The 26,565-nt window shown below is 51.1% G+C and carries 21 protein-coding genes and 1 pseudogene; 7 read left to right on the top strand and 15 right to left on the bottom strand.

The window, feature by feature from the left end; genetic code table 11:
• Positions 1-256: 256 nt before the first annotated feature.
• From kduI to PLA01S_RS26320, 4 genes are all read left to right on the top strand, one after another.
• A complete protein-coding gene (gene kduI, locus PLA01S_RS26335; protein WP_127594722.1) occupies positions 257-1,090 on the top strand; it encodes a 5-dehydro-4-deoxy-D-glucuronate isomerase in 834 nt (277 codons plus the stop codon).
• Between the two features lie 40 nt (positions 1,091-1,130).
• Positions 1,131-1,880, top strand: a complete 750-nt coding sequence (locus tag PLA01S_RS26330) for a DeoR/GlpR family DNA-binding transcription regulator (RefSeq protein ID WP_127594721.1) — start codon at positions 1,131-1,133, stop codon at positions 1,878-1,880.
• Positions 1,881-1,957: 77 nt separating this feature from the next.
• Complete coding sequence (gene kduD, locus PLA01S_RS26325; protein ID WP_127594720.1) at positions 1,958-2,710, top strand: 2-dehydro-3-deoxy-D-gluconate 5-dehydrogenase KduD; 753 nt, start codon at positions 1,958-1,960, stop codon at positions 2,708-2,710.
• A gap of 266 nt (positions 2,711-2,976) precedes the next feature.
• Entirely contained in the window at positions 2,977-3,861 is an 885-nt protein-coding gene (locus tag PLA01S_RS26320) for a transporter substrate-binding domain-containing protein (RefSeq protein ID WP_127594719.1), read from the top strand.
• Between the two features lie 78 nt (positions 3,862-3,939).
• Here PLA01S_RS26320 and PLA01S_RS26315 read toward each other — a convergent pair whose 3' ends face one another.
• From PLA01S_RS26315 to PLA01S_RS26260, 12 genes are all read right to left on the bottom strand, one after another.
• Complete coding sequence (locus PLA01S_RS26315; protein WP_127594718.1) at positions 3,940-4,569, bottom strand: 50S ribosomal protein L25; 630 nt, start codon at positions 4,567-4,569, stop codon at positions 3,940-3,942.
• 194 nt (positions 4,570-4,763) lie between these two features.
• The gene (gene pulA, locus PLA01S_RS26310) at positions 4,764-7,124 is read right to left on the bottom strand and encodes a type I pullulanase (RefSeq protein WP_371860460.1); all 2,361 of its coding nucleotides are present in this window, start codon (positions 7,122-7,124) and stop codon (positions 4,764-4,766) included.
• A 329-nt stretch (positions 7,125-7,453) separates the two neighbouring features.
• Positions 7,454-9,175 (bottom strand): phosphoenolpyruvate--protein phosphotransferase, encoded by a 1,722-nt coding sequence (gene ptsP, locus PLA01S_RS26305; RefSeq protein ID WP_127594717.1) that lies wholly within the window; start codon positions 9,173-9,175, stop codon positions 7,454-7,456.
• A complete protein-coding gene (locus PLA01S_RS26300; protein WP_100535804.1) occupies positions 9,168-9,443 on the bottom strand; it encodes an HPr family phosphocarrier protein in 276 nt (91 codons plus the stop codon). The genes ptsP and PLA01S_RS26300 overlap by 8 nt, the downstream gene beginning before the upstream one ends.
• A 59-nt stretch (positions 9,444-9,502) precedes the next feature.
• Positions 9,503-11,584: a glucose-specific PTS transporter subunit IIBC gene (gene ptsG / locus PLA01S_RS26295; RefSeq protein ID WP_127594716.1), complete on the bottom strand. Its 2,082-nt coding sequence runs from the start codon at positions 11,582-11,584 to the stop codon at positions 9,503-9,505.
• Positions 11,585-11,866: 282 nt separating this feature from the next.
• On the bottom strand, positions 11,867-12,724 hold the full coding sequence (gene glcT, locus PLA01S_RS26290) for a glucose PTS transporter transcription antiterminator GlcT (RefSeq protein ID WP_100535802.1): 858 nt from the start codon (positions 12,722-12,724) through the stop codon (positions 11,867-11,869).
• Between the two features lie 149 nt (positions 12,725-12,873).
• Positions 12,874-14,409 (bottom strand): flotillin lipid rafts scaffold protein FloT, encoded by a 1,536-nt coding sequence (gene floT / locus PLA01S_RS26285; RefSeq protein WP_127594715.1) that lies wholly within the window; start codon positions 14,407-14,409, stop codon positions 12,874-12,876.
• 4 nt (positions 14,410-14,413) lie between these two features.
• The gene (locus tag PLA01S_RS26280; protein ID WP_127594714.1) at positions 14,414-14,947 is read right to left on the bottom strand and encodes an NfeD family membrane protein; all 534 of its coding nucleotides are present in this window, start codon (positions 14,945-14,947) and stop codon (positions 14,414-14,416) included.
• A gap of 201 nt (positions 14,948-15,148) precedes the next feature.
• Positions 15,149-16,312: an iron-containing alcohol dehydrogenase gene (locus PLA01S_RS26275; RefSeq protein WP_127594713.1), complete on the bottom strand. Its 1,164-nt coding sequence runs from the start codon at positions 16,310-16,312 to the stop codon at positions 15,149-15,151.
• Between the two features lie 177 nt (positions 16,313-16,489).
• Positions 16,490-18,079 carry a UDP-glucose--hexose-1-phosphate uridylyltransferase gene (locus PLA01S_RS26270; RefSeq protein WP_127594712.1) on the bottom strand — a complete coding sequence of 530 codons (1,590 nt, stop codon included), beginning with the start codon at positions 18,077-18,079 and terminating at the stop codon, positions 16,490-16,492.
• Between the two features lie 19 nt (positions 18,080-18,098).
• Positions 18,099-19,088 (bottom strand): UDP-glucose 4-epimerase GalE, encoded by a 990-nt coding sequence (gene galE, locus PLA01S_RS26265; RefSeq protein WP_127594711.1) that lies wholly within the window; start codon positions 19,086-19,088, stop codon positions 18,099-18,101.
• A 1-nt stretch (position 19,089) separates the two neighbouring features.
• The gene (locus PLA01S_RS26260) at positions 19,090-20,268 is read right to left on the bottom strand and encodes a galactokinase (RefSeq protein WP_127594749.1); all 1,179 of its coding nucleotides are present in this window, start codon (positions 20,266-20,268) and stop codon (positions 19,090-19,092) included.
• A gap of 189 nt (positions 20,269-20,457) precedes the next feature.
• Here PLA01S_RS26260 and PLA01S_RS26255 point away from each other — a divergent pair, with 189 nt between their 5' ends.
• A complete protein-coding gene (locus tag PLA01S_RS26255; protein WP_127594710.1) occupies positions 20,458-21,321 on the top strand; it encodes an AraC family transcriptional regulator in 864 nt (287 codons plus the stop codon).
• 134 nt (positions 21,322-21,455) lie between these two features.
• Here PLA01S_RS26255 and mgrA read toward each other — a convergent pair whose 3' ends face one another.
• From mgrA to PLA01S_RS26240, 3 genes are all read right to left on the bottom strand, one after another.
• The gene (gene mgrA, locus PLA01S_RS26250) at positions 21,456-22,472 is read right to left on the bottom strand and encodes an L-glyceraldehyde 3-phosphate reductase (RefSeq protein WP_100539274.1); all 1,017 of its coding nucleotides are present in this window, start codon (positions 22,470-22,472) and stop codon (positions 21,456-21,458) included.
• 123 nt (positions 22,473-22,595) lie between these two features.
• Positions 22,596-23,348, bottom strand: a complete 753-nt coding sequence (locus tag PLA01S_RS26245) for an NAD-dependent protein deacylase (protein WP_127594709.1) — start codon at positions 23,346-23,348, stop codon at positions 22,596-22,598.
• 37 nt (positions 23,349-23,385) lie between these two features.
• The gene (locus tag PLA01S_RS26240; protein WP_127594708.1) at positions 23,386-24,153 is read right to left on the bottom strand and encodes an HAD family hydrolase; all 768 of its coding nucleotides are present in this window, start codon (positions 24,151-24,153) and stop codon (positions 23,386-23,388) included.
• Positions 24,154-24,362: 209 nt separating this feature from the next.
• On the opposite strand from PLA01S_RS26240, the pseudogene PLA01S_RS26235 reads away from it, so the two are divergent.
• A pseudogene (locus tag PLA01S_RS26235) lies at positions 24,363-24,602 on the top strand (KGG domain-containing protein); the annotation flags it as partial.
• A gap of 237 nt (positions 24,603-24,839) precedes the next feature.
• Entirely contained in the window at positions 24,840-26,528 is a 1,689-nt protein-coding gene (ilvD, locus tag PLA01S_RS26230; RefSeq protein ID WP_127594707.1) for a dihydroxy-acid dehydratase, read from the top strand.
• Positions 26,529-26,565 lie beyond the last annotated feature (37 nt).

Raw genomic sequence — 26,565 nt, 5'->3', positions numbered from 1 at the left:
TTGTATCTTGTTCACTTCATGGCTACCTCGCTGGAGGATATTTCGGGACAGCCTGCCCCATTCCCATCTAATGCTAATTCTTCCCCTTCCGCTCCAAGTTCAGTCAGATATAAATGAAGTCAGCACGATGTTCACCAGGTATAATTATTGTTCATTTTTATTTTATCTCTTGTAATACGAACGTAAATGGAGTAATTTGTACTTATATGAACATTATAAATTCATTAAAAATAGAATTATGAGGAGATGAATGAAAATGGAAAGACGTTATGCCTCACACCCCAACGAAGTGAAACAATTTGACACAGAAAGACTCCGCAAGGAATTCCATATCCCTGTCCTATTTACGCCTGACAAGCTGGAGCTTGTCCTGACGCATGAAGATCGTTTGATTATCGGTGGCGCAGCCCCCGTTCGAGAACAGGTTAAACTGGAAACTGACCTGAAAGAGCTGGGTGTTTCCTCTTTCCTGGAACGCCGTGAGCTTGGCATTATCAATATTGGCGGACATGGTACCGTACTCGTTGACGGTGCGGAGCATGAGCTGAACAACAAAGAATGCTTATACGTTGGCATGGGCACGGAAGAGGTTATTTTTAAAAGCACGGATCCAACCAATCCGGCCAAATTCTATTTGAATTCTGCCCCGGCGCACCAATCTTTCCCGACAGCCAAAGCCACTTTGGAGGAAGCCGATTCCAGCGCATTGGGCGATATCAAAAATTCCAATGATCGCGTGATCTATCGTTTCATCCATCAAAAAGGCATTGAGAGCGCCCAGCTTGTCATGGGAATGACCCTGCTGAAAGAAGGAAACATGTGGAACACGATGCCTGCCCATACTCATCCAAGACGCATGGAGGCTTATCTCTATTTTGATTTACCGGAAGAAGCGGTGGTCATCCATCTGATGGGCGAACCTAATGAAACGCGGCACATCGTTATGCGCAATGAACAGGCCGTGATTTCGCCAAGCTGGTCGATCCACAGCGGCGTAGGCACAAGCAACTATACCTTCATCTGGGGTATGGCCGGAGATAATAAACGCTATGATGATATGGACCCAGTGTCCATAAAAGATTTAAAATAGAGGGGATTATCCATTAACCCACGGAAGAGTTGAGATTCATATGAACCCGTTACGACGCTATGAAAAAATAATGGAGTACCTTCTAACCCATAAAGAAGTGACTGTCGCCGATCTTAGCCAGCAGCTTCAGGTGACCGGAAAAACGATACGCGAGGATCTGACCAAGCTGGAGGAACAGGGTCTAATCGTTCGTGTGCATGGCGGGGCTGTGCTTGCGCACAGCGATCAATTCGGCATCCTGCCGTCCAAAGAACCACTTGCCAAGCACCCGAATGAAAAGACCGAAATCGCGCTGAAAGCACTGAAGCATATCAATACCGACGACATCATTGCCCTGGACGGAGGCAGCACCACGCTGGAGATCGCCCGCAGGCTGGAAGACGTGCCCTTAACGGTCATTACGAACGATGTCTATATCATCAGCGAACTGGCGACGAAGAATCATATCCGTTTGGTCGTACCGGGGGGCTACCGGGTCCGGAACATGCTCGCAGGCCCCGAAGGCGTATCGTATGTAACCCAGCTGAACATTCAAAAGGCCTTCATATCCGCGACGGGCGTCCATCTTGATCATGGATTGTCCATATATACCGGGGACTTGATCCCTTTCAAACGGGCATTAATCGAAACCTCGCTGGAGGTTTATGCCGTTGTCGACCATCATAAATTCGGGCAAACGGCATTAAGGACTTTTTCATCCCTGCAGGAGATCAGCGGCATCATTACCGATGCGGGACTGTCTCCCGAGGCGATCAAACAATATGATGATGCCGGCGTTACCATGCTGTAACCGCTGCATGAAACATAACGACCGGACTAGCTTCATACGAATCTAATAGAGAGCAAGTGAGAGGGGATTTACGGAGCATGAACAGGTTTGATTTATCAGGCAAAACTGCAATCGTCACCGGTTCCGCCAGAGGATTGGGACAAGGCATCGCGATAGCTCTAGCCGAAGCCGGCGCGGATATCGTTGCCGTGTCCATGAATACAAGCGCCGAAACGATAAATGCCATCACTTCACTCGGCAGAAAAGCTTCCGAAATTCAGGTCGATCTAAGCGACCAGAGCAAACTCCAGCAGACTTTTGACCAAGCGCTGGAGCTAACGGGGCATGTGGACATTCTCGTTAACAATGCCGGCATTATCCGCCGTACACCGGCCAAGGATCATGCTACACAGGATTGGCTTGACGTGATTGACTTGAATCTGAATACTGTATTCTTACTGTCCCAACTGGCCGGAAGACATATGATTGAACGCGGCAGCGGCAAAATCATTAATATCTGCTCGATGCTGTCCTACCAAGGCGGAATCAACGTGCCCGGATATACGGCAAGCAAGCATGGTGTTGCCGGTCTTACGAAAGCATTGGCTAATGAATGGGCAGCCAGCGGCATCCAGGTGAACGGAATTGCTCCCGGTTATATCGAAACCGATAATACGGCAGCCATCCGTCAGGATGAGGAACGACGTACTTCCATTACGGATCGTATTCCTGCCGGACGCTGGGGTAAACCCGAGGATATTGGCGGACCTGCCGTATTCCTCGCTTCCGCCGCTTCGGATTATATGAACGGACATGTACTTTGTGTTGATGGCGGATGGATGGCCCGTTAAGGGTCATAAAGCGCTGTATCAAAAAGCATGTCAACCTAAGTTTCATCCCAATCTAGCGATAAGAGGCTGTGCTTTTCCGCTGCTGCTGCAGGCGGAGGAAGCACAGCCTCTTTTTCGTCCATTTTCCTCTTTCATCTGATTAGAGATCCTAAGTTCTTGCCGGGTACCGACATTTCACGAATATACGAACCATCCTTTGGGACATCCTAACTTTACGAAATGGGCCTCGAAGGACCGTGAATAAAGAAAGGATGGTTTCTGGAGTCATGCGCGGAACAAAATCGATACGTTGGATCAGTCTTGCCTGTTTATTCACACTGATCGGTTCAATAGTCCTTACCGGATGCACCCCTAACAGCAATGACCGGGTGCCAACCCCCAATATGGGCGTAAACCCTTACCGGGTGAACACCGGCTTCCTGCTTCGGAATGCCGTGGAACGCGGAACCCTGCGAATTGCAACGGAACGGGATTATCCCCCCTTCAGTTACCATGGAACGGGCGGAAGACTTACGGGTTTCGATGTGGAAATCGCTGAAGAGGTTGCCCGTCATATGGAGCTAAGAGCAGAATTCGTTGAAACCGAGTGGGAGAATTTGCTGCCAGGGCTGACAGAAGGCAAATACGACGCCGTATTCAACCAGATTGAAGACCGGCCGGACCGGCGGGCCCTTTATGATTTTTCCGTCGCTTATCTATCCTCTACTCCGGTTCTGCTTGTGCGTTCCTCGGGCGAAGATCAGATCCGTACCTTCTCGGATATCAAGGGTAAGCGTGTCGGCCTGAACCCCACCGGAATCTATAAGGATATGGCCAAGAAGCATGGAGCGGACATCGTCCCGATCAAATATATATCAGACGCAGCCCACAAGCTCGCAAATGGAGAGCTGGATGCCGTGATTTCGGACCAGTTATCCGTGACCAACCTGAAGCAGCAGTTCCCTGATCTTCCGGTTGCTGCCTCCGAATCCGCCGATCAGGTGTTCGAGATTTCCGCAGCCTTTGTCAAAGGGAATCCGGATCTCGTGGCCGCCGTTGACAATGCACTGGCTACCATGCAGCAGGACGGAACATATTTGACCATTTGGAACAAATACTTTGGAGACGCCCCAATGAGTTATAAAGGCATCCATGATCGAAAGGGTAAATAGAGTTATCAATATCCCTGACAAAAAGGCGCTTGCTTCGCTGGATACCAGCAAAAAGCAAGCGCCTTTTTAATGTGCATATTATGACTCTTCGGTTGTCTCTCCCGCATTCGCTTCCTCAGCGTCCGCTGCATCCTCTGTCTCTGGAGCCTCAACGGCACGAGGCACGATGATGGTTGCGAGAACCTCCTCATCCGAAGCGTGTAATGTAATACCTTCCGGCACTTTAATATCTGCAACCGTAAGCTTGTCACCAATCTCCAGAGCGGATACATCCGCTTCGAGGGTAGAAGGCAGTTCGCCTGGCAATCCCTCTACTTCAATCTCGGTCACCTGGGTTTGCAGAATACCGCCAGATTTCGTTCCGGCAGCAGTGCCTTGATAATCCACCGGAATGCTGACACGAACCGGCTTATTCATGGAGATCCGCAGAAAGTCCACATGGGATACAGTGCCGCGTCTCTTTTGAATATCCTTAATCAAAACCGGAATTTTACCGGAGCCTGGAATATCAAGCTGGAATACCTCCGACCTTCCGGTGTGGAACAGCTTGGCCGTATCCTTGAAATTAACAGCAACGGGGATGCTTTCCTCGCCCGCACCGTATACTACGCCAGGGATTCCGCCATTTTCGCGAAGCACTCGGCGAGAAGCCCGGGTAAATTCATCACGAACATCTGCTTGGAGTTGAACTGTGTTTCCTTTTGACATGAGTGACATCCTCCTTTATCGAAAACAAAGTCTATCTCATTATTACCCTATTTACCTGCTAACTAATCATGAGTTTCCGATGTTTTAAATTTCAATCCAGTGGGAAATGAATGGTACCCCTTTTGAAATATAAATAATGGGAGCCCCCCTTTCAGTACAAAAGGAGGGCTCCTTATTTTTTTACAATACAATCCTCAACTCGCCATATCCCGCTGCTCTTGGCCCGCAGAGCCGTCTTCTTTGGCGCTTGGCAGCGAAATCCGTACCTCTGTTTCATCTGGCGGAATATCGATAAACCAGTCTTTCTCGCCTTCCCGATCCTCCCAATCATTCAACCTGACGATACAGCCGACCCGCTTGGTTCCGGAAGCTGCATAGAAGACCGCTCGGGCTTTGCCGCTGTCCGCCTTAGTGAATGGCACGCTGCCATCCTGCACACCCGTTCCCCACACCCATACATTCCAGCCATCATATGCTTGATCACGTCTCTCGTATTCGATCTCAACGGTAATCAATCCCTGCTTCTTCCGGGTCTGATCCTCGTACAACACCATCAGCGACAGCCCTGGGACCGCTATAGCTCCTTGGTCCAACGTGTCGATCGTATCTATACCTGCCTGGCAATCGTTCACCACGATGTTCCAGCGGTAAGGGGTAGGCGGCAGATCAACCGTCATTTCATGCTCATTCCCGTTCACGATCACTACAATTTGTCCCCAGCTATCTTGTGCGGCATGATGCGTTAACCGGTAAGCGATAATCCGATCGCTGCTTCGCAGCACTTCCATATGTTTCTCGATCTCTTCTCTTGCCGCCATACGAAATGCCGGATGGGCTTTGCGCAGGGCAATAAGGCCTTTGTAATAATCAAACACAGGTTTGAATCGTTTCTTGTTCGACCAGCGGATGGCATTAACGGCATCCCCGCTGCGGTAGCTGTTATGATCGCCAAATTTCGTGCGAAGCAGCTCATCGCCGGCAGGCAGCAGCGGAATCCCCTGAGAGAGCAGTACAATGCCGTTAGCCAGCAAGCTGCGGCGCACAGGCGCTGCCGACATCACAGCTTCATCAGGAATATCGACATAAGGCTTGGATGCGGCGGTTGCCTGCCATACATCGCCGCCGTTAACCAGCCTCCCGTCCATTAGACGGAGCAGTCCTGCCTGTTCTTCCATCCCGTGTGCCACTAAAATTTTGTCCCACAGATTCAAATTATCATGCACGGTGACGTAATTGACCGTCTCTTCCGGATGAAGCGCAAAATCATGGATCGAGCCCATCATCCCTTCAACGATAGCACCCTCGCACCACGGTTCGCCCGTAGCAAACCCAGGGCCGCGCCCGTCATTGTCACCTTTGATGGCCTGCCGAAAATGATCATTAAATACAGCGAAGCCTTGACCCTTCTGGCTTCCTTTGACGGTCTGCTCCGTTAACGGGCTTAAGCCTCCCGTCCAGGGCTCACCATAAAACAGAAGAGAGTGATCCACTTCACGCCGCAGCTCGCTTACAATCTCTTTCATCGTTGTTGTATCGATCAGAGCCATCAGATCAAACCGAAATCCGTCGATATGATACTCCTCGGCCCAGTACCTTAGGGAATCCTTGATGTATTTGCGTACCATCGGCTTCTCCGTAGCGAGCTCGTTGCCTACGCCTGAACCGTTCGATAAATTTCCGTATCCATCCTTACGATAGAAATACCCAGGCGCCAATCGTTCAAACGGACCGTCATCCACCGTATACGTATGGTTGTAAACCACGTCCATGACGACACGGATTCCCCTTGCATGCAGAGCCAGAATCATCTCCTTCAGCTCCCGGATGCGCACCATCGGATCCATAGGGTCTGTCGCATACGAACCTTCAGGAACATTGTAATTCTGCGGATCATAGCCCCAGTTGTACTCGTGGCTCAAGCAGCCGGTTGCATAGCCATCCAGCTCATTGACCGTTCGAAAATCAAATACCGGCAGCAGATGCACATGGGTCACACCCAATTCTTGAAGATGATCCAGTCCAATGGTATTCCCTTCGGAATCCCGCAGGCCCCCCTCCGTGAATGCCTTGTATTTTCCTCTATATTTCATTCCCGAATCGGTATGAATCGAGAAATCGCGTACGTGAAGCTCATAGAGCACCGCATCCGTAGGTTTCAGCAGCGCGGGTCTAACATCCTGCTCCCACCCCGGCGGATTGCTCTTCGCCAGATCAACAACCGCGCCGCGGCATCCATTGGCGGACACCGCTGTTGCATAGGGGTCAACGGCATAACAAACGACGCCGTCCGCTGACTCGATTTGGTACATATAATAGGTTCCGTGAAGATCCCTGTTTATGACAGCCGACCATATGCCGTCGCCATTACGTTCCATCGAATATAAAGTACCGCTCTCGTGATCCGTTACGAGGCCCTGCTCGTTATACTCTCCCGGACCTTCATACAAAGCCAGTTTCACATGAACCGCATCCGGAGCCCACACCTGAAAGGCCGTTCCCTCTCTTCGGTAGGTAGCCCCCAGCTTAACACTTGTACAGCTCTTGATCATGTCCATAGTCATCATCACCGTCACTTATAAGTAGATTTACTTCCTAGTATGGGCGCCTGAATCATAAGACAGACCTCTAGCACATGAATGTAGAACGCTTTCATATATCATGATATGCCAAAAGCCCTGTTTTGGTTTGGGTTTGATGCCAAATAACTATATATTTAGGCTATTATACTAGCAAACATGCCGGGTGTCTTTCTTTTGACAAAAAAAACATCTGCCCAAATGGACAGATGTTGTCAATGTATTGCTATCGTGGAAAAAGATTGGTAGAGTCCCAGAACAAACGAAGTGCTTCTTCCATTTCTCACATCGCTCAAGGCGTCTTCCGTTTACTCGCCTGTTACCTCAATGGATTCCACCAGAGCCACTACTTCCTCTGCGGTACCCATTTCAAGCGCTTTGGCAGCAAGTGCCTGCATATCACTGCGGGACAGCTTCCCGATCTGGCTGCGCGCCGGAAGAATGGATGTAGCGCTCATGCTAAACTCATCCAGCCCCAGACCGAGGAGAATCGGAATCGCCGTGGCGTCACCGGCCATTTCACCGCACATACCAACCCAGCGGCCTTCGCGGTGAGCGGCATCGATGACCATTTTAACCAGTCGCAGGATCGCCGGATTATAGGGTTGATACAGATATGCAACCCGTTCATTCATGCGGTCAGCCGCCATCGTATACTGGATAAGATCATTCGTTCCGATACTGAAGAAATCAACCTCTTTGGCAAACTGATCCGCGAGCACCGCAGTGGATGGAATCTCCACCATGATCCCGAGTTGGATCTCCTCAGATACCGGAATGCCTTCGCTTACCAGCTTGGATTTCTCTTCCTCCAGAAGCGCTTTGGCTTCGCGGAACTCACCGAGCGTCGCGATCATGGGAAACATGATTCGCAGATTGCCGTGGACGCTTGCGCGGAGCAGTGCCCGAAGCTGTGTTCTGAAAATATCCTGACGGTCCAGGCACAACCTAACGGCCCGGAATCCCAGGAACGGATTCATTTCCTTAGGAAGATCCAGATAAGGCAGCTCCTTGTCCCCGCCGATATCGAGCGTGCGGACAACAACCGGCTTGCCTTCCATTTTCTCCAGTACCGATTTATAGGCGACATACTGGATCTCTTCGGAAGGAAGTTTATCCCTGCCCATGTACAGGAATTCCGTGCGATACAGTCCTACCGCTTCTCCGCCATTCTCCAACACGCCGGTTACATCGTTCGGCGTCCCGATATTGGCGGCCAGCTCCACATGGATCCCGTCCTTGGATACCGTCGGTTCGGAACGGAGTTTCTTCCATTCCTCGACCTGTTTGGCATAGGCATCCTGCTTCGCACGGTACTGGGCCACGATGGCTTCCGTAGGATTAATGATGACATCCCCTTCCAGTCCGTCAACGATGATCAAATCCCCGTTTTGGACCGAAGAGAGCACGTTTTTCGTTCCGACGACAGCCGGAATTTCAAGCGAACGGGCCATGATGGCAGAATGCGAGGTACGCCCGCCAATATTCGTCGTGAATCCTTTAACGTAGTTACGGTTCAACTGCGCGGTATCCGAAGGAGTCAAGTCCTCTGCAACCACGATGACTTCTTCGCTGATTTCTGAAGGACTGACATAATTCAGGCCGAGCAGATGCTTCAGAATACGTTTGGTTACGTCGCGCATATCCGCTGCCCGCTCCTGCAAGTAGGCACTCTTCATGTTCTCGAACATTTGAATGAATTGGGCTGCCGTTTCATTTAAGGCGTATTCGGCGTTAACCGACTCGGAAGCGATTTTTGCTTTAACTGGTTCAATCAATTCCGGATCATTCAGGATGAGAAGGTGAGATTCGAAAATCTCAGCCTTCTTCTCCCCGAGTTCCTGAAGCGTGCGGGCTTTGATCGCTTCAAGCTCAGCCTGGGACTGAGCCAGCGCCGCATCCAGCTTCGCAAGCTCGGCATCCGTGTCTGTCACTTGCTTTTCCGTAACAGAGTAATCCGGATGCTCCAGTGTAAATGCACGTGCAATCGCGATGCCAGCGGAAGCCGCGATTCCTTTCAGATTATTCATGAAGCTCGCCTAACCCTTCGTTCACCATCACTTCTTGCAGTGCTGTCAGCGCTTCGCTCTCATTGCCGCCTTCCGTGATCAGTGTCAATGTATCACCTTGCTCCAATCCGAGGGACAGAACGCCCAGGATCGATTTCAGCGTTACTTTTCTGCCGTTAGCTTCGGCAAATGAATTGGTGTCCTGGAATTTGTTAGCCGTATTTACCAATGCTGTTGCCGGACGTGCGTGAATTCCATCTTCGTCAATAATTCTGAATGTTTGTTGCATGTTCATCATCCTACTTTCGTATATTTTAATTTTTTAGAATCCTTGAGATCACCGTGAAGTTAAGGTTTCGATATCGTAATGATCCCTTTTTCACCGCTTTTTACTTCACCGGTCTTGTTCAGCTTCACGGAAGCTCCCTCCGGCAAATTCGAGAAGATCACAGGAGAAATAATCGATTTGGCATTCGCCTTCACATAATCCAGATCCACTTGCATGATCGGTTGGCCCGTGGATACCAGATCCCCCTCTTGTACAAGAACTTCAAATCCTTGCCCCTTCAGCTTAACGGTATTAACGCCGATATGGACAAGCACTTCCTTGCCGCCATCCGACATAATGCCGACCGCATGCTTGCTCGGGAATACGTTAAACACGGTTCCGTTAACAGGAGAAGCGATCGTTCCGTTATGAGGTAATACCGCAAATCCATCCCCCGTCATTCGTTCTGCAAACACAGGATCAGGCACATGGGAAATATCCATAAGCTCTCCATCGACTGGGGATACGATCTCCTCCATGACAAGCGTTTCTCCGTCCTGACCAGCCTGCTGCTCCTCTTTAGCAGTCGGCATCGTCTCCACATCCACTGCTTTAGATGCGGTAGTCGGTGTTATACCCGACATAATGTCCTGGATTTGCGATTTAATCGTATCGGAACGGGTGCCGAATATCGCCTGGATATTATTCCCCACCTCCAGCACACCTGACGCACCCAGCTGTTTCAGCCTAGCCTTGTCGACATTGCCCTTGTCTTTCACCTCTACCCGAAGCCGGGTAATGCAGGCATCCAGATGCGCAATGTTAGGCTGGCCGCCAAGCGCAGTCAGAATGTTAAGCGGCAATTCATTTTTGCTGTCACCGCCTGCTCCCTGGGAACCTGATTCCGACTCCGTTGCGGAAGCGTCCTCCCGGCCCGGCGTCTTCAGATTGAATTTCCGAATGACAAACCGGAATCCGAAATAATAGATTACCGCCATGATAGCACCAACAATGAGTACATTCCACCATGGCGTCCGGTTCGGAATGACACCGAATATCATGTAATCGATCAGACCGCCTGAGAAGGTCATGCCAATCTTGGTACCCAGAATATGCATGGTCATGAAGGATAGACCTGCGAACAGCGCATGTACGGCGAACAAGATCGGCGCGACGAACAGGAAGGAGAACTCAAGCGGTTCCGTGATCCCCGTCAAGAAGGAGGTCAGCGCTGCCGACCCCATAATACCGGCAACAAACTTTTTGTTCTCCGGTCTCGCTTCATGATAGATAGCAAGCGCAGCGGCAGGAAGACCAAACATCATAAACGGAAACTTACCCGTCATGAAGGTGCCTGCCGTAAACTCGACGCCATCCCGAAGCTGAGCCATGAATATATTTTGATCACCGCGCACCATTTGACCTGCCTGATTCAAATATTCCCCGAACTCAAACCAGAATGGAGAATAGAAAATGTGGTGCAGACCGAACGGGATCAATCCGCGTTCCACAACGCCGAACACAAAAGCGGACAGCGTCAGGTTTTGTTCCAGCATGAAATGGGATGCAGTGTTAAGCGCAGACTGGATCGGAGGCCATATAAAGACCATTAACAGACCAAGCAAAACGGACGTTGCAGCCGTCATAATCGGAACAAACCGTTTTCCTGCAAAAAAGCCTAGATATGACGGAAGCTCTATTTTGAAAAATCTTCGGTACATGCTTGCCGCTAATATACCTACAATAATCCCGCCGAATACCCCGGTGGCCAAGGTCGGAATGCCAAGCACGCTGGCATATTCGTAATTTGTGCCAATCATCGATGGCGTCACACCTATAACGCTGCCCATGGTAACGTTCATGACGAGGTAACCGATGATCGCAGCAAGCCCGGCCACACCTTCGCCTCCGGCCAAGCCGACGGCAACCCCCACTGCAAACAGCAAGGATAAATTCGTGAACACGATTTGTCCCGCATTCATCATGACCGTGGCAGCTGCTTGAACCCAAGCCGCATCGAGCCACGGTGCATACTGCAGGAAATCGGGGTTGACCAGCATATTTCCAAGGCCGAGCAGTAGTCCGGCCGCCGGCAATATGGCCACGGGCAGCATCAGAGCTTTACCGACCCTTTGCAGTACGCCAAAAAGCCGCTTAAACATGAAAATTCTCACCCTCTATCTAATTGTGGTCACAAAGTTGAAAGTAGAGCATCATAAAACAACCAAATCAAAAAAAGGCATGAGTAACCACGGGAAAATGGATGGCTAATCTCATGGATTAGATTACCCAAAAATGGGTAATAACAACCAAATTCCTGTAATACTCATGCCTGATCGAATCAGTTACACGTTTGATTTGAAGTTTTATGCTTCATAACTGTTCGTATTGTAACACCGTTCATTTTTCGTTGCAACCACATGGTGAGGGACTTAATAAAATCTTCACATTTGCTCGCCCTGCTCTTTACGCTGGACCAGCCGCTCCAGATGAATGGTCAAATAACCGGCCTCGGCGGGATATACGGGCTTCTTCAGCCGCTGCTCCATCATCTTCGTCAGTTTCCATGCCAAGGAATACGTCTCGGGATATTCACGCTTCAGCAGACCGTCCAATGAACTCGTCTCGTTCACCGCTTCTCCCCGCCGAATCCGCTCCAAGGCAAACCGGAGGTGAGTCAACAGGCGGGAATAGTCCAGCGTATCCCTCGGGATGACATAATCCAGCTGCTGTTCAACAGTGTGTACTAGATCGGCGATCAGCTCCGAATGTTTGCGGACCTCCGAAATGTGCTGGTTTGTGAGCGCACCGTGAAAATGAAGGGCAATGAATCCGATCTCCTCTTGGCCCAAGTCAACCCCAAGCTTCTCCCGGATGGTACGGACGGCATATTCCGCCATCTCGTACTCTTCAGGATACATCTCTTTGGTTTCGTATAAAAAGGGATTATGAATATAGAGACCTTGGGCATGGCGTTTAATGGCAAATGCGATATGATCCGTCAACGCAATGTGGATATGCTCATTCAGAGGAGCGTCGCTGGATTTGGCAGCATTCAGAATAATGTCATTCATCGCCTCAATCAGCTTCTCATCGATATGAGGCACCAGCTGCTTATACTGCTCCTGCTCCTCCGGTTTGGTCAAAATGAACATCTTCTCGGCAGCGGAGGCCAGGATACGGTCTTTATTCTTCCGGTTAAAGCCGATTCCCTTGCCTATAACAACAACCTCGCCATGTTGCGGATGCTTCGCTATGATTACATTATTGTTCAACACTTTAGCCACTTGTAAGCTGCTCACGTTTGCACCTCTTTTTGATTCATACGCGTATACTCGGATATCTTATCAGAAATATAAGAGCGCGGCAAAATCATATGTGGTTGCCAAAGTCTCCAAAGCGCTGTACCGCTGCCTGTGACCACTATTCCAATCCTACTTAACCGTTCGTTCTATTCTTCCTTCGCAGCACTTGTCTCTACAGCCACCGGTACCGGGACAAGCTCCTGCTCAACGGCTACCGGCTTTTGGACTGGAGCAGCTTTCTTTGTCGTCAGGCCCTTAATCAGTTCTTCCACATCAATCCCTGACACACTCTTCAGCATTTCAGGCGCCGTGGACATCAGCTCGGTCACATAATTGCTCACGCGAGCCGCTCCTTCGCCTTTACCTGTATCAACAACCGTCAGCTTGTCGATGGATGAGATTGGCTGAGCAATCTTACCGGCAAGCTCAGGCAGCATTTTTACGATGATGTCGAGCACCGCAGCTTCTCCGAACTTCTGGAACGCTTCGGCGAGTTTCTCCTTGGCATCGGCTTCGGCAATACCGCGCAGACGAATAACTTCAGCTTCGGCCGTACCTTTCGCACGCTCGGCATCTGCAACGGCCAGACCATCCAGACGTTTCTGTTCGGCAGACGCTTTGGCCTGCGTTTCGATGGAGTACTGCAAGGCATCCGCTTCCCGCATCTTGCGGGCCTTATCCGCTTCGGCCGCCTGCTCAACGGCATAGCGATCCGCTTCGGCTTTTTTCTTCACGTCTGCGTCGTACTGCTTCTCGCGAATCATGATTTCTTTTTCCTGCAGATCGATTTCGCGTTCCTTACGAACGAGCTCAACCTTCATCTGCTCCTCAACCGCCGTTTGTCTGGCACGGGCTTCCTGGATATGATAGGCTTGGTCCGCTTCGGCCTTCGCCGTATCTTGCTCCTTCTTAAAGGAAGCGACCTTCAGCTCCCGTTCCTTCTCGGCTTCCGCGATATTGGTATCACGTATAACCTCGGCCTTCTGTCCTTCTTCTTCCGCACGCGCTTTCTGAATCCGCGCGTCACGCACCGCTTCGGCTTCGGCAATCTCCGCATCCCGCTTTACCGTAGCGATCCGTGGTTTACCCAGCGCTTCCAGATATCCATGCTTGTCGCGAACGTCCTTAATGGTAAAGGAAACGATCTGCAGTCCCATTTTCTTCAGGTCTCTTGCAGCCACACCCTGAACCTCCTGCGCGAACTTGTCACGGTTACGGTATACTTCCTCTACCGTCATGGAACCGAGAATGGCACGAAGATGGCCTTCCAGCACTTCCTGGGCTTCGCCCTTCAGCGCTTCAATCGGCTTGCCCATGAATTGCTCGGCTGCCGTTGCCACGTCTTCGATCGAGCTTCCCACTTTAATGATGGCTACCCCATCGGCCATAACCGGAACACCTTGCTCCGTGTACACTTCAGGTGTCATGACATCCAGTTTATGAGATAAGAGCGATACAAATTCGGAACGCTGAAATACGGGGAGTATAAAAGCGCCGCCGCCGCGCACGATTTTGATTTTGCGGCCGGATTCATCCTCCGACAAATTTTTGCTTCCCAAAAAAGAACCGGTTACGATCATCGCTTCATCCGGACTCACCGTTTTGTAACGAGCCCAGAACGCAAGTCCTAACACGACAATGACCCCTACAACAATCGACGGAATTACTAAGTACTCTGGCATTGAATCAATCCTCTCCTTTTCGTTCTTCCAGTTCGGACACTCTAAGGACACCCTCAACAACGTCGACTACCACCACGCGGACACCTGCAGCAAGATTTTGACGATCAAAGCTAGACGCGATGTGCGTTGTGTTGCCTGCGCCAATCTTGACCATCACTTCACCGAATCCTTCTGCAGGAAGCGGTACGGTGACAACGCCGATCATGCCCGCCAGCTCCTTTATGGAGAAGCCCGTCGAGTTCTCGCTGTTCTCCATCGGTTTAACGTAGCCGAAGTAGACGAGAATCGAAATGACGATAGCCGCTAAGACAGACAGCGTTACATGGGCACCTGCCGCTAATTCCGTGTATTTCGTCAGCATGATGCCGGTACCGCCAAATACGGTGATTCCCCCAGCGATTACAACAGGATTGAAAAAATCCACTGACAAAAAGTCCAACAATCCGTCAAGCGCCGAGCTAAGTATGTCGCCAAGCACCACGGTTACGATGGCAAATATCACGCCTCCGATTAGACAGCCCCAATATAACGCTTCCATGTTGATTGCCCCCTCTAGAATTCCTTACTGTGTATAACAAGTAATACGGCAAAATGTTTGCTAAAGTTTCAATTAATTCCCTCAAACGTATGAAAATCTCTTCATATCTATATTCCACGTCCCAATTAAAAAGCCTGCACGGCATGAGCCGGCAGGCTTTGAAATGATTCTATTCCTTGTCATATAACGACAGGACAACCCTTATAACGACATTCGATAAATCTCCACGACGTCTTCACGCTGCAGCTTGCGGAAGTTGCCAAAAGGACCAAACCGCATCGCCTTATCGGCCATAGCCTCGATCTGGCTGTCGTCAATATCGTACGCTCCCAGTGTGCTAGGCGCACCGATGGAAGTCCAGAAGCTGCGAAGCGCTTCAATTCCTTCCAATCCGATGGCTTCATCGCTTTTTCCTGCCGGGTCCACCCCGAATACGTTCACGGCAAGTGACTTGAAGCGCTGAGGATCCGCACTCTGGTTATATTTCATCCAATTCGGGAACAGGATCGCCAGTCCGCCGCCATGCGGAATATCGTATACGGCGGATACCGCGTGCTCGATGTTATGGGTTCCCCAGTCGCCGGCCATCCCCATATTGATCATGCCGTTGAGCGCCATCGTTCCGCAGTACATGATCGTCTCGCGGTGCTCATAGTTCTCCAGATCCTCAACCAGCTTCGGTGCTGTATCGATAACGGTACGAAGTATCGTTTCGCAGAATCCGTCCTGCACGGGCGTGTTGGTGTCTTGGTGGAAATAGTGCTCCAGCACGTGAGACATGATATCTACGATACCGTACACCGTTTGATCCCGCGGAAGAGAGAACGTATGTACAGGGTCCAGAATCGAAAATGCGGGGTACGCATGAGGACTTCCCCAGCCCATCTTCTCTTGAGTTACTTCATTGGTGATGACGGAGCCGCCGTTCATCTCCGATCCCGTTGCAGCCATCGTAAGAACCGTTCCAAGCGGCAGACCCGCTTGCGGAACGGCTTTGCGCTCTACGAAATCCCACATATCTCCGTCATATTTGGCGCCAACGGCAATGGCCTTGGAGCAGTCAAGGACGCTTCCGCCGCCAACGGCCAGAATGAGATCAATGTTATGCTCCCGGCACAATGCCACACCCTTATGAACCGTCGACAGGCGCGGGTTCGGTTCCACACCGGCAAGCTCCGTTACTACCGCATTTGCTTCCTGCAGTAACGCGATAACCTGGTCGTACAGCCCGCTGCGCTTAATGCTGCCGCCACCATATACAAGTAATACGTTCCGGCCGTATTTGGCCACTTCACTACTTAAAGCACTCAGCTTGCCCTTGCCAAAAATCAACTGAGTCGGATTATGAAAGACAAAAGGTCTCATGTACATTACCTCCATGGCATCTTGTTTGCATCTATATTCTATCGTGCATGCTTTTTCATTCTATACCATTCCCATTATGCAAAACAAACAGCCGTCCTTCTCCAGAAAGATCGGCTGTTTGAATGATGATCCTAGTTATCGTTAACTTCAATACATCATATATCCATCAATGAATGTCTATCTGCTGTCAGGAACGTATCCCATATGGCTCAGGAATCGCTGAAATGCCTGTTGTCCTTCCGCCGTCTGTTTGTACACCCCGGCATGCTCCAAAATGGTCGTGAATTTGCTGCCGACCTCTCGGCGTATCAGCTGGGTGGCCCCGGCTTTATCGGATGCGGTAATTCCCCGTCCTCGCAGCTCCTCGATCCAGTCGCCGTGGACGGCGAGCGGATGGTCAGCCGCCTGGCTGTCCGCATACAGCGCCTCGTCCCCCGCCAGAATCTCGGCGATTTGGTCCAGCTCTTCCTTGAGTCTGCCCGGCAGGATCGCCAGTCCCATCACTTCGATCAAGCCGATGTTTTCTTTCTTGATGTGGAACATCTCCCGGTGAGGGTGGAAGATCCCTTCCGGATATTGCTCATTCGTCCGATTGTTCCGCAAAACCAGGTCCATCTCATAGATGCCCTCGTCATTTCGGCGGGCAATCGGAGTCACCGTATTATGGCGGACCCGCTCTCCGTCCACTTCGCTGAACGCTTCAATGTCTGCTGAAGGATCACTGTAGATTTTCCATGCCTCGTATATACTGTTCGCGCATTCAAGGAGGGATTCCCGGTCCTTTGAGGATAGCCTAATGACTGACATCGGCCACTTCACGATGGCCACGGATACGCCCGGATAATCCCCATGCGCAAATCCGGCCACCTTCGGCGCTTTCTGAATCGGGAAGGTATGTCGTCCCCCTTGAAAATGATCGTGCGTGAGTATCGAGCCCCCGACAATCGGAAGATCCGCATTCGAGCCGAGAAAATAGTGCGGGTAGGCATGGACGAAGCTCAAGAGACGGGCAAGCGTCGCTTTGGTCAGCTTCATCGGTACATGGTCGTGATGGAATACAATACAGTGCTCGTTATAGTAAACATATGGCGAATATTGGAAGAACCATGGTTCACCGTTCAACTCCAGCGGAATAATGCGCAGGTTCTGCCGCGCCGGGTGATTGACCCTGCCTGCATAACCCACATTCTCCCGGCAGAGCTGGCACTTCGGATAGATCGGCGGAGGCAGCAGTTTGGCCATGGCGATTTCCTTCGGGCTCTTCTCCGGCTTGGATAGATTGATGGTAATCTCAATATCGCCGTATGCGCTGGCATGCCGCCAGTATTCGTTTTTGGCTACACGATCCATCCGAATATAGTTGGAGTCGATGCACAAATTGTAAAATTGTCGGGTAGCCTCGATGATCCCCTGCTCATGCTCAACCGTCCGGAACCGAGCGGTCACTTCCGAAGGTCTTGCCATGAGACGGCCCATGATTTTGGCGTCCAGCAAATCCCGGTACGTATCGGTATTCTCGGGGATCATACCATGTGCCGCGCCGTAATCGATCATAATGTCGAGCATAGTCTGAGGCCCATCCGGTATCGGGTCGTTCACTTCGTCGTCGTACGGTTCGCTGAATCCGAAATCCTCCAGCAGCAAATTGCGGCTGCAATCGGCATCGGCTACCTGAATCAGGCCTTTATGAAGTGCAAAACGCACCAGCATTTCAATCGCATGAAGAACCTGCTTGGATTCGGGAGTTCCTGATGTTGCTGCATTCATGGTCATCGTCCCCCTTGGATTAATTGTCACCGTAACCGTCCGGACGGCTGCTGTGCCATTTCCATGCGCTCTCGATAATCTCCTCAAGCGTCGTTCGGGATGGTGTCCATCCGAGAACCGTTCGCGCTTTGTCCGATGACGCCACCAATACCGCAGGGTCACCGGCACGGCGAGCTTCCATGACAACCGGAATATCGGCACCCGTCACCTGCTTCGAGGTCTCGATAACCTCCTTAACCGAAAACCCAAGTCCGTTGCCGAGGTTAAACACATTGCTGGACTCTCCGCGGCGGAGGTACTCAACCGCGCGCAGATGCGCGTTCGCAAGATCGCTGACATGAATGTAGTCACGGACACATGTGCCATCAGGCGTTGCATAATCATCGCCAAACACCGAGATGCTTGGGCGCTGTTTCAAAGCCGTTTGCAGGACAAGCGGAATCAGATGGCTTTCCGGCCGGTGATCCTCGCCGATTTTTCCGCTGGCATGCGATCCGGCTGCGTTGAAGTAACGAAGGGACACATACTTCACGCCAAGCACGGTATCGAACCAGGACATCATCCGTTCCATCATCAGCTTGGTTTCCCCGTACACGTTCGTTGGCTGCGTCCGGTCCGTTTCCTCGATCGGCACCTTCTCAGGCTCGCCGTAGGTTGCTGCCGTTGACGAGAAGACGATCTTCCGCACACCCGCTTCATTCATGGCTTCCAGCAGGCACAGCGTGCCGTATACGTTGTTATCGTAATATTTCACCGGATCTTTCATGCTCTCGCCAACCAGAGAATTCGCGGCAAAATGGATAACGGCATCAATGTCGTTTTCCGAAAACAGCTGCTTCAGCAGCGCCTTGTCACGTAAATCGCCAACATACAGCTTTCCGCCCAGCAGTGCTTGGCGATGCCCCGTCTCCAGGCTGTCGATCACAACAACCTCTTCCCCCTGCTCCAAGAGCTCCGCTACGGTGTGAGAACCGATATAACCCGCACCACCAGTTACTAAAATAGCCATATTATTCGCCCTCCTTCACTTCATGCACACCTTGACCTACACCGCATACGTAGAAATCCGGCTTCAGTCCAATTCTGGTTTCATACTGCTGCCCCACTTCCGCGATGAAACGCTCCACCGCATCCTCGTGCACGAGAGATACCGTACAGCCTCCAAAGCCGGCTCCCGTCATTCTGGAACCCAGCGTGCCTGGAATCCGCTGAGCTTCTTCCACCAGCGCATCCAGCTCATCGCCCGTTACTTCGTACAGATAACGCAAAGAGTCGTGGGACTGATTCATATATTGTCCGAAAGCTTCCAGATCACCGTTCTTCAAAGCCTTCACGGAATCATGCACACGCTGGTTTTCCTCAACGACATGCTGGGCACGTCTTCGGACGGTTTCATCCCGGATGCTGTCCTGCAAGGTTGCGAATTGATCCGGATTCAGTTGAGCGAGATACGATAATGCCGGCAGCTCCTTCTGCAAAATTTCCAAAGCGCGGTCGCACTCGCTGCGGCGTTCATTGTATTTGGAATCGACGAGTCCGCGCCGTTTGTTGGTATTCGAAATCACGATTTTATATGCTCCGGTCCGGAAAGGTACCAGCTCATACTCCAGCGTATCGCACATTAATAGAATGGCATGATCCTGCTTGCCGTTGGCTACGGCGAATTGATCCATAATGCCGGAGTTGACGCCAACGAACAGGTTCTCCACCCGCTGCGAAAGCTTCGCAATCTCCACCGTATCCGTTTCCTTGCCTTCCATCTTCAAGAAGGCGTAAGCTGTGACCACTTCAATGGACGCCGAGGACGAGAGGCCTGCTCCATTCGGGATATCCCCATGGTAGAGCAGGTCATAACCGCTGCTAAGGTTGCAGCCGATTTTATTCAGCTCCGTTATGACGCCGACCGGATAATCCGTCCATTGATCGCTTTTGTGGCCATAATCATCATCCAGGCTGATCGTTAGTTCATAGGGGATATTCGTGGATGAAAAGCTCACCTTGTTATCGTCGCGCGGCCTTATAATCAAGGTGGTACCAAACTCCAAGGCGGCCGGAAGCACGTAACCTCCGTTATAATCCAAATGCTCCCCTATTAGATTCACACGACCGGGCGCGTTAAATATTCGAACCTTATGCTGGTTCTCACCGTGCTTGTCCATAAATCTTTCCATAAGCTGTTGTGTCGTCACTGCCATCACTCCATCCTGTACATATGGTAGTTTTACTGTCTTCAGTATAATGGAAATCTCGTTAACCGATAATGAAATCTTGTGCTTTACATATGGATTTATGTGACTTCTGGAGGTACAATGAATTCATAAAATCAAAGATATCACCGCAGTTCCTCTTTTTCCCAAACTTATTGTAAAGGAAAATGAATGATGAAACCAACCTATTCTGTTGCTTCCAATCCTGCACAGCAAGGCAGCGGTTCGCTCCACGTCCGATTCGCCGGTGAGAGCCAGACCCGGCCGGAGCATGCATTGGGGCCGAAAATATACGATCATTACTTATTGCATATCATCGAGTCGGGACATGGTGTATTTCGAACCGAAACCGACAGGTATCAGCTCGGCCCCGGCGACTGTTTCCTGATCCATCCCGGTCAGATTGTCAGTTATGTATCCGATGCGAGCCAGCCCTGGCGTTACCGGTGGGTTGCCTTTGATGGAGAGCAAGCCGGCGAAAGCGTATCCCGTTCGGGACTCACACCCGAAAAGCCTGTCCTCCATCTCATGGAGAACAACCCGATTCCCGGCTATGTGTCCCTTATTCAAAGCCATTTTCAATCCAGGGAAGAAAGCTCCCATGTCGCCGCCATCGGTTATCTGCATTTAATCTGGGCTGAGATCATGAATCGGAGTGACCGACCGTCCCGTTTAACATTGGCAGAACCGCAGGTTCAGCGCACGGTAAAGCAAATGATCAATTACATGGCTTCTCAATACGCTCATCCCGTCTCGATTGAACAAATGTGTGCTAGCCTAGGCTATAACCGCGCATACTTGTCGCGCATCTTCAAGCAGGAAACGGGCATGACTCCGATTACGTATCTGCTTAAATTGAGAATCGACCAATCCAAGCGGCTGCTGCGCGAACGCCCCGATTTGTCCATCGAGCAGGTTTCCGCATCCGTTGGACTCACCGATGCACTCTATTTCTCGCGTCAGTTCAAGCGTCTTGTCGGCCGATCCCCGACACGGTACCGCAAGGATATCCTCTCATCATCCGCACATACTTAACGATATCGTATGCCCGATAGATCTAAACGAAAAAGGAGCGCCTGTCAGGTCTGTCATCATCCTGAGGCGCTCCATTCATGTATGTTGGTATCTATGATGTTCTGTTCAGCATCCAATCATTAGTGGTACATGATCTACCCCTCTGCAGAAGAGGCGTTTTCCGTTTTCAGGATCGCTTCAATGCGATCCAGTTCTTCCTTCGAGAACTCCAGGTTGTTCAAGGCAGCCACATTGTCTTCAATCTGGCTCACCTTGCTTGCCCCGATCAAGGCAGATGTCACCCTGCCGCCACGGAGGACCCAGGCGAGGGCAAATTGGGCGAGACTCTGGTTCCGCGCTTGGGCGATTTGGTTCAAAGCTCTGATCTTGCGCAGCACCTCGGGCGTGATATTGCTTTCGTTCAAGAATACGGATGCGCTTGCGGCGCGTGAATCGCCAGGCACGCCGTTCAAATACTTGTTGGTGAGGAGTCCTTGAGCAAGCGGAGTGAATGCGATGCTTCCGACCCCGTTCTCTTCCAGACAATCGAGTAATCCGTTCTCCACCCAGCGATCCAGCATGGAATAGCTTGGTTGATGGATAAGCAGCGGAGTTCCCAGGCTTTTCAGAATCGATATCGCTTCCCGCGTCTTCTCCGGCGAATAATTGGATACTCCAACATAAAGCGCCTTGCCTGAACGAACAAGATGATCCAGGGCTGCCATGGTTTCCTCCAGCGGCGTTTCCGGATCCATCCGATGATGATAGAAAATATCGACGTAGTCCAGGCCCATTCGTTTCAAGCTCTGATCGAGACTTGCTACCAGATATTTGCGCGACCCGAAGTCACCGTAGGGTCCAGGCCACATATAATAGCCCGCTTTGGACGAAATGACGATTTCATCACGGTAAGCCTTAAGATCTCTTGAGAGAACTTTACCGAACGTCTCTTCGGCAGAGCCTGCAGGCGGTCCGTAATTGTTCGCCAGATCGAAGTGGGTAATGCCCAGATCGAAGGAGCGCGTAATCATATTACGCCCGTTTTCATACGAGTCGACACCACCGAAATTATGCCATAATCCAAGGGAGATCGCCGGAAGTTTCAATCCGGACCGCCCCACGCGGTTATACTTCATTCCTTCATAGCGGTCTTCGCTAGCCACATAGGTCACTTGCAATCCCTGCCTCTCTAAGTGATAGGTCCATTGCTAAATTCCATCTTAACGTGTTTGAACGTCCTTTGACAAGAAAACGATTACAGACATAGATGCAGCAGCACGCCGCCGCTGTCGCCGTTACGTACTGATCAGCTTATCCACCTGCGTCATGACCTGACCGATCCGATCCGCAATCAAGAGGCCTGCCCGGTGATCGTAAGGGGTTGGATCTGCATTCAGCAAAGCTACCTTGCTTCCATGAAAATAGGATATCAAACTCGCAGCGGGGTGTACCGTCAGGGAAGTCCCGCCAATAATCAATAAATCCGCCGTCGATATTTCCTGAACCGAGCGCATGATGATGTTCTGGTCCAATTCCTCTTCATACAGTACAACATCCGGCCTCACCAGCCCTCCGCAATCCTTGCAGCGCGGGACGGTTTCCTTGATGTCCAGAATATCCTGCAGGCTGTAGTGCCTGGAGCAATCCATGCAATAATTGCGATGCACAGAGCCATGAAGCTCCAACACCTCGGAACATCCTGCGGTCTGATGCAAACCGTCGATATTTTGCGTAATCACCGCCTTCAGCTTACCGTCATGTTCCAGTCTCGACAATAGCCGGTGACAGCCGTTCGGCTGTGCATGCGGGTGAAGCATCTTGCTTCGATAAAAGTCGTAGAACACTTCCGGATGCTTCATGAAAAAGGTGTGGCTGAGCATGACCTCCGGCGGATACGGAGATTGGTGCTCGCTCTGGTATAGTCCGGCTGCCGAACGGAAGTCAGGAATCCCGCTCTCCGTGGAGGTACCGGCTCCCCCGAAAAAAACAATGTAGTCGCTCGCTTCGATCCATGTTGCCAACTGCTCGATCTTTTCCCTGTTCTCCACTCTTTTACACCTCCGTACAGCCCTTAAAATAACACGTCTACCTGTGCACGTCTAATTCATTATAATCGGATATGACGACATCGGCATCTGTCAGATGTACAGGTTCCCCTTCATCTGTCATTAAACCCACAGCCAGAGCGGCGCCTGCTTGCTTCGCCATTTGCATATCCGCGTTGCTGTCACCGATCACCACCGCTTCCTCGGGCATAATCCCAAGCAGTCGGCATGCAGTCTCCGTCATTTCCGGGTGCGGCTTGCCGTTTCGAACCTGATCTCTTCCCAAAATGGCCGTAAAGGAAGAGCGAAGCCCCATCCACTCCAACTGTTCCTCGGCATTTGAAGTATCATCCGAAGTAACCACGGCCATCTTCACGGAAGCCAAGCTGCACTTCTTCAGAAAATTTTCCAGCCCCGGCATCGGGAATGCCGGCTTCTGCTGACGAACTTCATACATGGCATTTTTCGTAATTTGATGGACCTGCATAATTGCCTCGTTCCAGGGCATTCCCGCAGCGTACAGCTGCCAGGCTAGCAGCCCGTTTGTCTCCTCCACGGTGCCCATGGCGAGCGGACCCTGAACATCGTAACCCGACACCCGCCCGCTCGCATCATGTTTTGTGCCCAGCACCTGTTCTTTCGGCAGCGTGAAGCCGGCTCCCATTAATTCCAGCCGTTCCTCCATGAACTTGAGCACATAATCGGCCCATCCTCCCCACAGCGCCATGAAATGGAGCAGCGTTCCGTCTTTATCAAACAAAATCCCTTTGCAGGGAACGGTTCGTCCCTTCACTTGAACAAACGGCAATGTAAAAAACCTCCCTATCCTTTTCTTGATCATACTCTTATTAAACCATGAAATAAACTATGATTTAAACGGAATTAACGCTGGGACTCTGAATTCGATCCGATATGGAAATTTACCAATCTTTAGTCGAATGTTTTGATTCATGACAAATAAGCCGTGGTAAGTAACATATACGCATAGCAAATACGACGGTAAAGGAGTGATTTGTGATGGCAAACAGCAGCAATCGAAAGATGACCCGCGAAGAAGCAGGACGTCTTGGCGGCGAAGCGACCGCGAAAAAGCATAGCCGAGAATTCTACCAGGAAATCGGCAAAAAAGGCGGCAAAGCGACGTCCAAGAACCATAGCCGCGAGTTTTACCAGGAGATCGGTCAAAAGGGCGGCGAAGCTACCTCGCGGAATCATAATCGTGAATTCTATCAGGAAATTGGCCGCAAAGGCGGCAAGAAATAGCATCATCACTCAATAAGAAGCCTGTTCCCGCCCTAGGAGAGCAGGCTCTTTACATGCCATCGCAATAGGCTTCTTTCCATCGCTTCCTATTAATATCATGTAGAAAAACCTGCCTTTTTGTGATAGACTCATTTAAAACCTATTCGCTGTTTACAGGTACCCGGCTGCTTTGCCGGAAGACCGCGCTAAAGCGTAACAATTTTATAATAGATCTGGGGGGAAATCGACATCATGACAACCAAAAAAATGCGTTCAGACATGATCAAAAAAGGCTTTGACCGCGCGCCGCACCGCAGCCTTCTGCGTGCAGCAGGCGTTAAGGAAGAGGATTTCGGCAAACCGTTTATCGCCGTATGTAACTCTTACATCGACATCGTTCCGGGTCATGTGCATCTACAGGAATTCGGTAAAATCGTGAAGGAAGCGATCCGTGAAGCCGGCGGCGTTCCGTTCGAATTCAACACCATCGGCGTGGATGACGGAATTGCCATGGGACATATCGGCATGCGCTACTCGCTGCCAAGCCGCGAGATCATAGCGGACTCCCTGGAAACCGTCGTATCCGCTCACTGGTTCGACGGTATGGTATGTATCCCGAACTGTGACAAAATTACGCCCGGCATGCTGATGGGTGCCCTGCGCGTTAATATTCCGACGGTGTTTGTCAGCGGCGGACCGATGAAAGCCGGCGTGGACAGCAAAGGCCGTAAATTGTCCCTGACCTCCGTATTTGAAGGCGTGGGCGCTCACCAGGTCGGCAAAATCAATGATGATGAGCTCCTGGAATTGGAACAATTCGGTTGTCCAACCTGCGGATCCTGCTCCGGCATGTTTACCGCCAACTCCATGAACTGTCTCGCCGAGGCGCTCGGTCTGGCTCTCCCGGGCAATGGTACCATTCTTGCCATCGCCGAAGAGCGCAAAGAATTCGTCAAACAATCCGCTAAACAATTGATGGAGCTCGTAAAAATGGACCTCAAGCCGCGTGATATCGTAACCGTTGAAGCGATCGACAACGCGTTTGCGCTGGATATGGCGATGGGCGGCTCCACCAACACGGTGCTTCATACGCTGGCTCTCGCTCAAGAAGCCGGTCTCGAATACCCGCTGGAGCGGATCAATGAAGTTGCTGACCGCGTTCCTCACATCTCCAAGCTGGCTCCAGCTTCGGATTACTTTATTGAAGACGTACACTTAGCAGGCGGTGTGAGCGCGGTTCTGCATGAGCTTCTCAAGAAGCCGGGCGCACTGCACGGGGATTGCATCACCGTAACAGGCAAGACGCTGGCCGAGAACGTAGCGGGCTGTGAAATCCAGGATCAGAACGTCATCCATCCGATCGATTCCCCGTATTCCGAGCGCGGCGGACTCGCAGTACTGTACGGCAATCTGGCTCCTGAAGGTTCGATCATCAAAGTCGGTGCCGTTGATCCATCGGTTGGCGGATACCATAAAGGGCCTGCCATCTGCTTTAACTCGCAGGATGAAGCGCTTAGCGGTATTGCCAACGGGAAGGTCAAAGAAGGTCACGTGGTTGTCATTCGTTATGAAGGGCCTAAGGGCGGACCGGGCATGCCGGAAATGCTGGCGCCGACCTCCCAGATCGCAGGTATGGGGCTTGGAGCCAAAGTCGGTCTGATCACAGACGGACGCTTCTCCGGTGCTTCCCGTGGCATCAGCATCGGACATATCTCGCCGGAAGCGGCAGAAGGCGGACCTATCGCTTTCGTTGAAGACGGAGATATCATCGAGCTGGACCTGAATAACCGGACCATTCAATTACTGGACGTTTCCGATGAGGAAATGGCTGTACGCCGAAGCAAATGGGTTGACTTCGAACCGAAGGTGAAGACCGGTTATCTCGCTCGCTACTCGAAGCTTGTTACGAACGCCAGCTCAGGCGGCGTATTGAAAATCTAACTCATACAAAGCAAAGGGGTTATCCCTCGCAGGCATT

This window comes from Paenibacillus lautus NBRC 15380, assembly GCF_004000945.1.
In the GTDB taxonomy this organism is placed as follows: Bacteria; Bacillota; Bacilli; order Paenibacillales; family Paenibacillaceae; genus Paenibacillus_AQ; species Paenibacillus_AQ lautus.
The sequence above is the reverse complement of the archived record's forward strand: the minus strand, read 5'-3'. Positions and strand labels throughout refer to the sequence as shown.

Excerpts from the sequence above, each read along its gene's own strand:
- PLA01S_RS26300 (WP_100535804.1), bottom strand. The coding sequence starts at position 9,443 with ATGCAACAAACATTCAGAATTATTGACGAAGATGGAATTCACGCACGT.
- ptsP (WP_127594717.1), bottom strand. The coding sequence starts at position 9,175 with ATGAATAATCTGAAAGGAATCGCGGCTTCCGCTGGCATCGCGATTGCA.
- pulA (WP_371860460.1), bottom strand. The coding sequence starts at position 7,124 with ATGGACATGATCAAGAGCTGTACAAGTGTTAAGCTGGGGGCTACCTAC.
- PLA01S_RS26280 (WP_127594714.1), bottom strand. The coding sequence starts at position 14,947 with ATGGAAGCGTTATATTGGGGCTGTCTAATCGGAGGCGTGATATTTGCC.
- PLA01S_RS26320 (WP_127594719.1), top strand. The coding sequence starts at position 2,977 with ATGCGCGGAACAAAATCGATACGTTGGATCAGTCTTGCCTGTTTATTC.
- PLA01S_RS26315 (WP_127594718.1), bottom strand. The coding sequence starts at position 4,569 with ATGTCAAAAGGAAACACAGTTCAACTCCAAGCAGATGTTCGTGATGAA.
- kduD (WP_127594720.1), top strand. The coding sequence starts at position 1,958 with ATGAACAGGTTTGATTTATCAGGCAAAACTGCAATCGTCACCGGTTCC.
- PLA01S_RS26330 (WP_127594721.1), top strand. The coding sequence starts at position 1,131 with ATGAACCCGTTACGACGCTATGAAAAAATAATGGAGTACCTTCTAACC.
- ptsG (WP_127594716.1), bottom strand. The coding sequence starts at position 11,584 with ATGTTTAAGCGGCTTTTTGGCGTACTGCAAAGGGTCGGTAAAGCTCTG.
- kduI (WP_127594722.1), top strand. The coding sequence starts at position 257 with ATGGAAAGACGTTATGCCTCACACCCCAACGAAGTGAAACAATTTGAC.
- PLA01S_RS26255 (WP_127594710.1), top strand. The coding sequence starts at position 20,458 with ATGATGAAACCAACCTATTCTGTTGCTTCCAATCCTGCACAGCAAGGC.
- galE (WP_127594711.1), bottom strand. The coding sequence starts at position 19,088 with ATGGCTATTTTAGTAACTGGTGGTGCGGGTTATATCGGTTCTCACACC.
- PLA01S_RS26270 (WP_127594712.1), bottom strand. The coding sequence starts at position 18,079 with ATGAATGCAGCAACATCAGGAACTCCCGAATCCAAGCAGGTTCTTCAT.
- PLA01S_RS26275 (WP_127594713.1), bottom strand. The coding sequence starts at position 16,312 with ATGAGACCTTTTGTCTTTCATAATCCGACTCAGTTGATTTTTGGCAAG.
- ilvD (WP_127594707.1), top strand. The coding sequence starts at position 24,840 with ATGACAACCAAAAAAATGCGTTCAGACATGATCAAAAAAGGCTTTGAC.
- floT (WP_127594715.1), bottom strand. The coding sequence starts at position 14,409 with ATGCCAGAGTACTTAGTAATTCCGTCGATTGTTGTAGGGGTCATTGTC.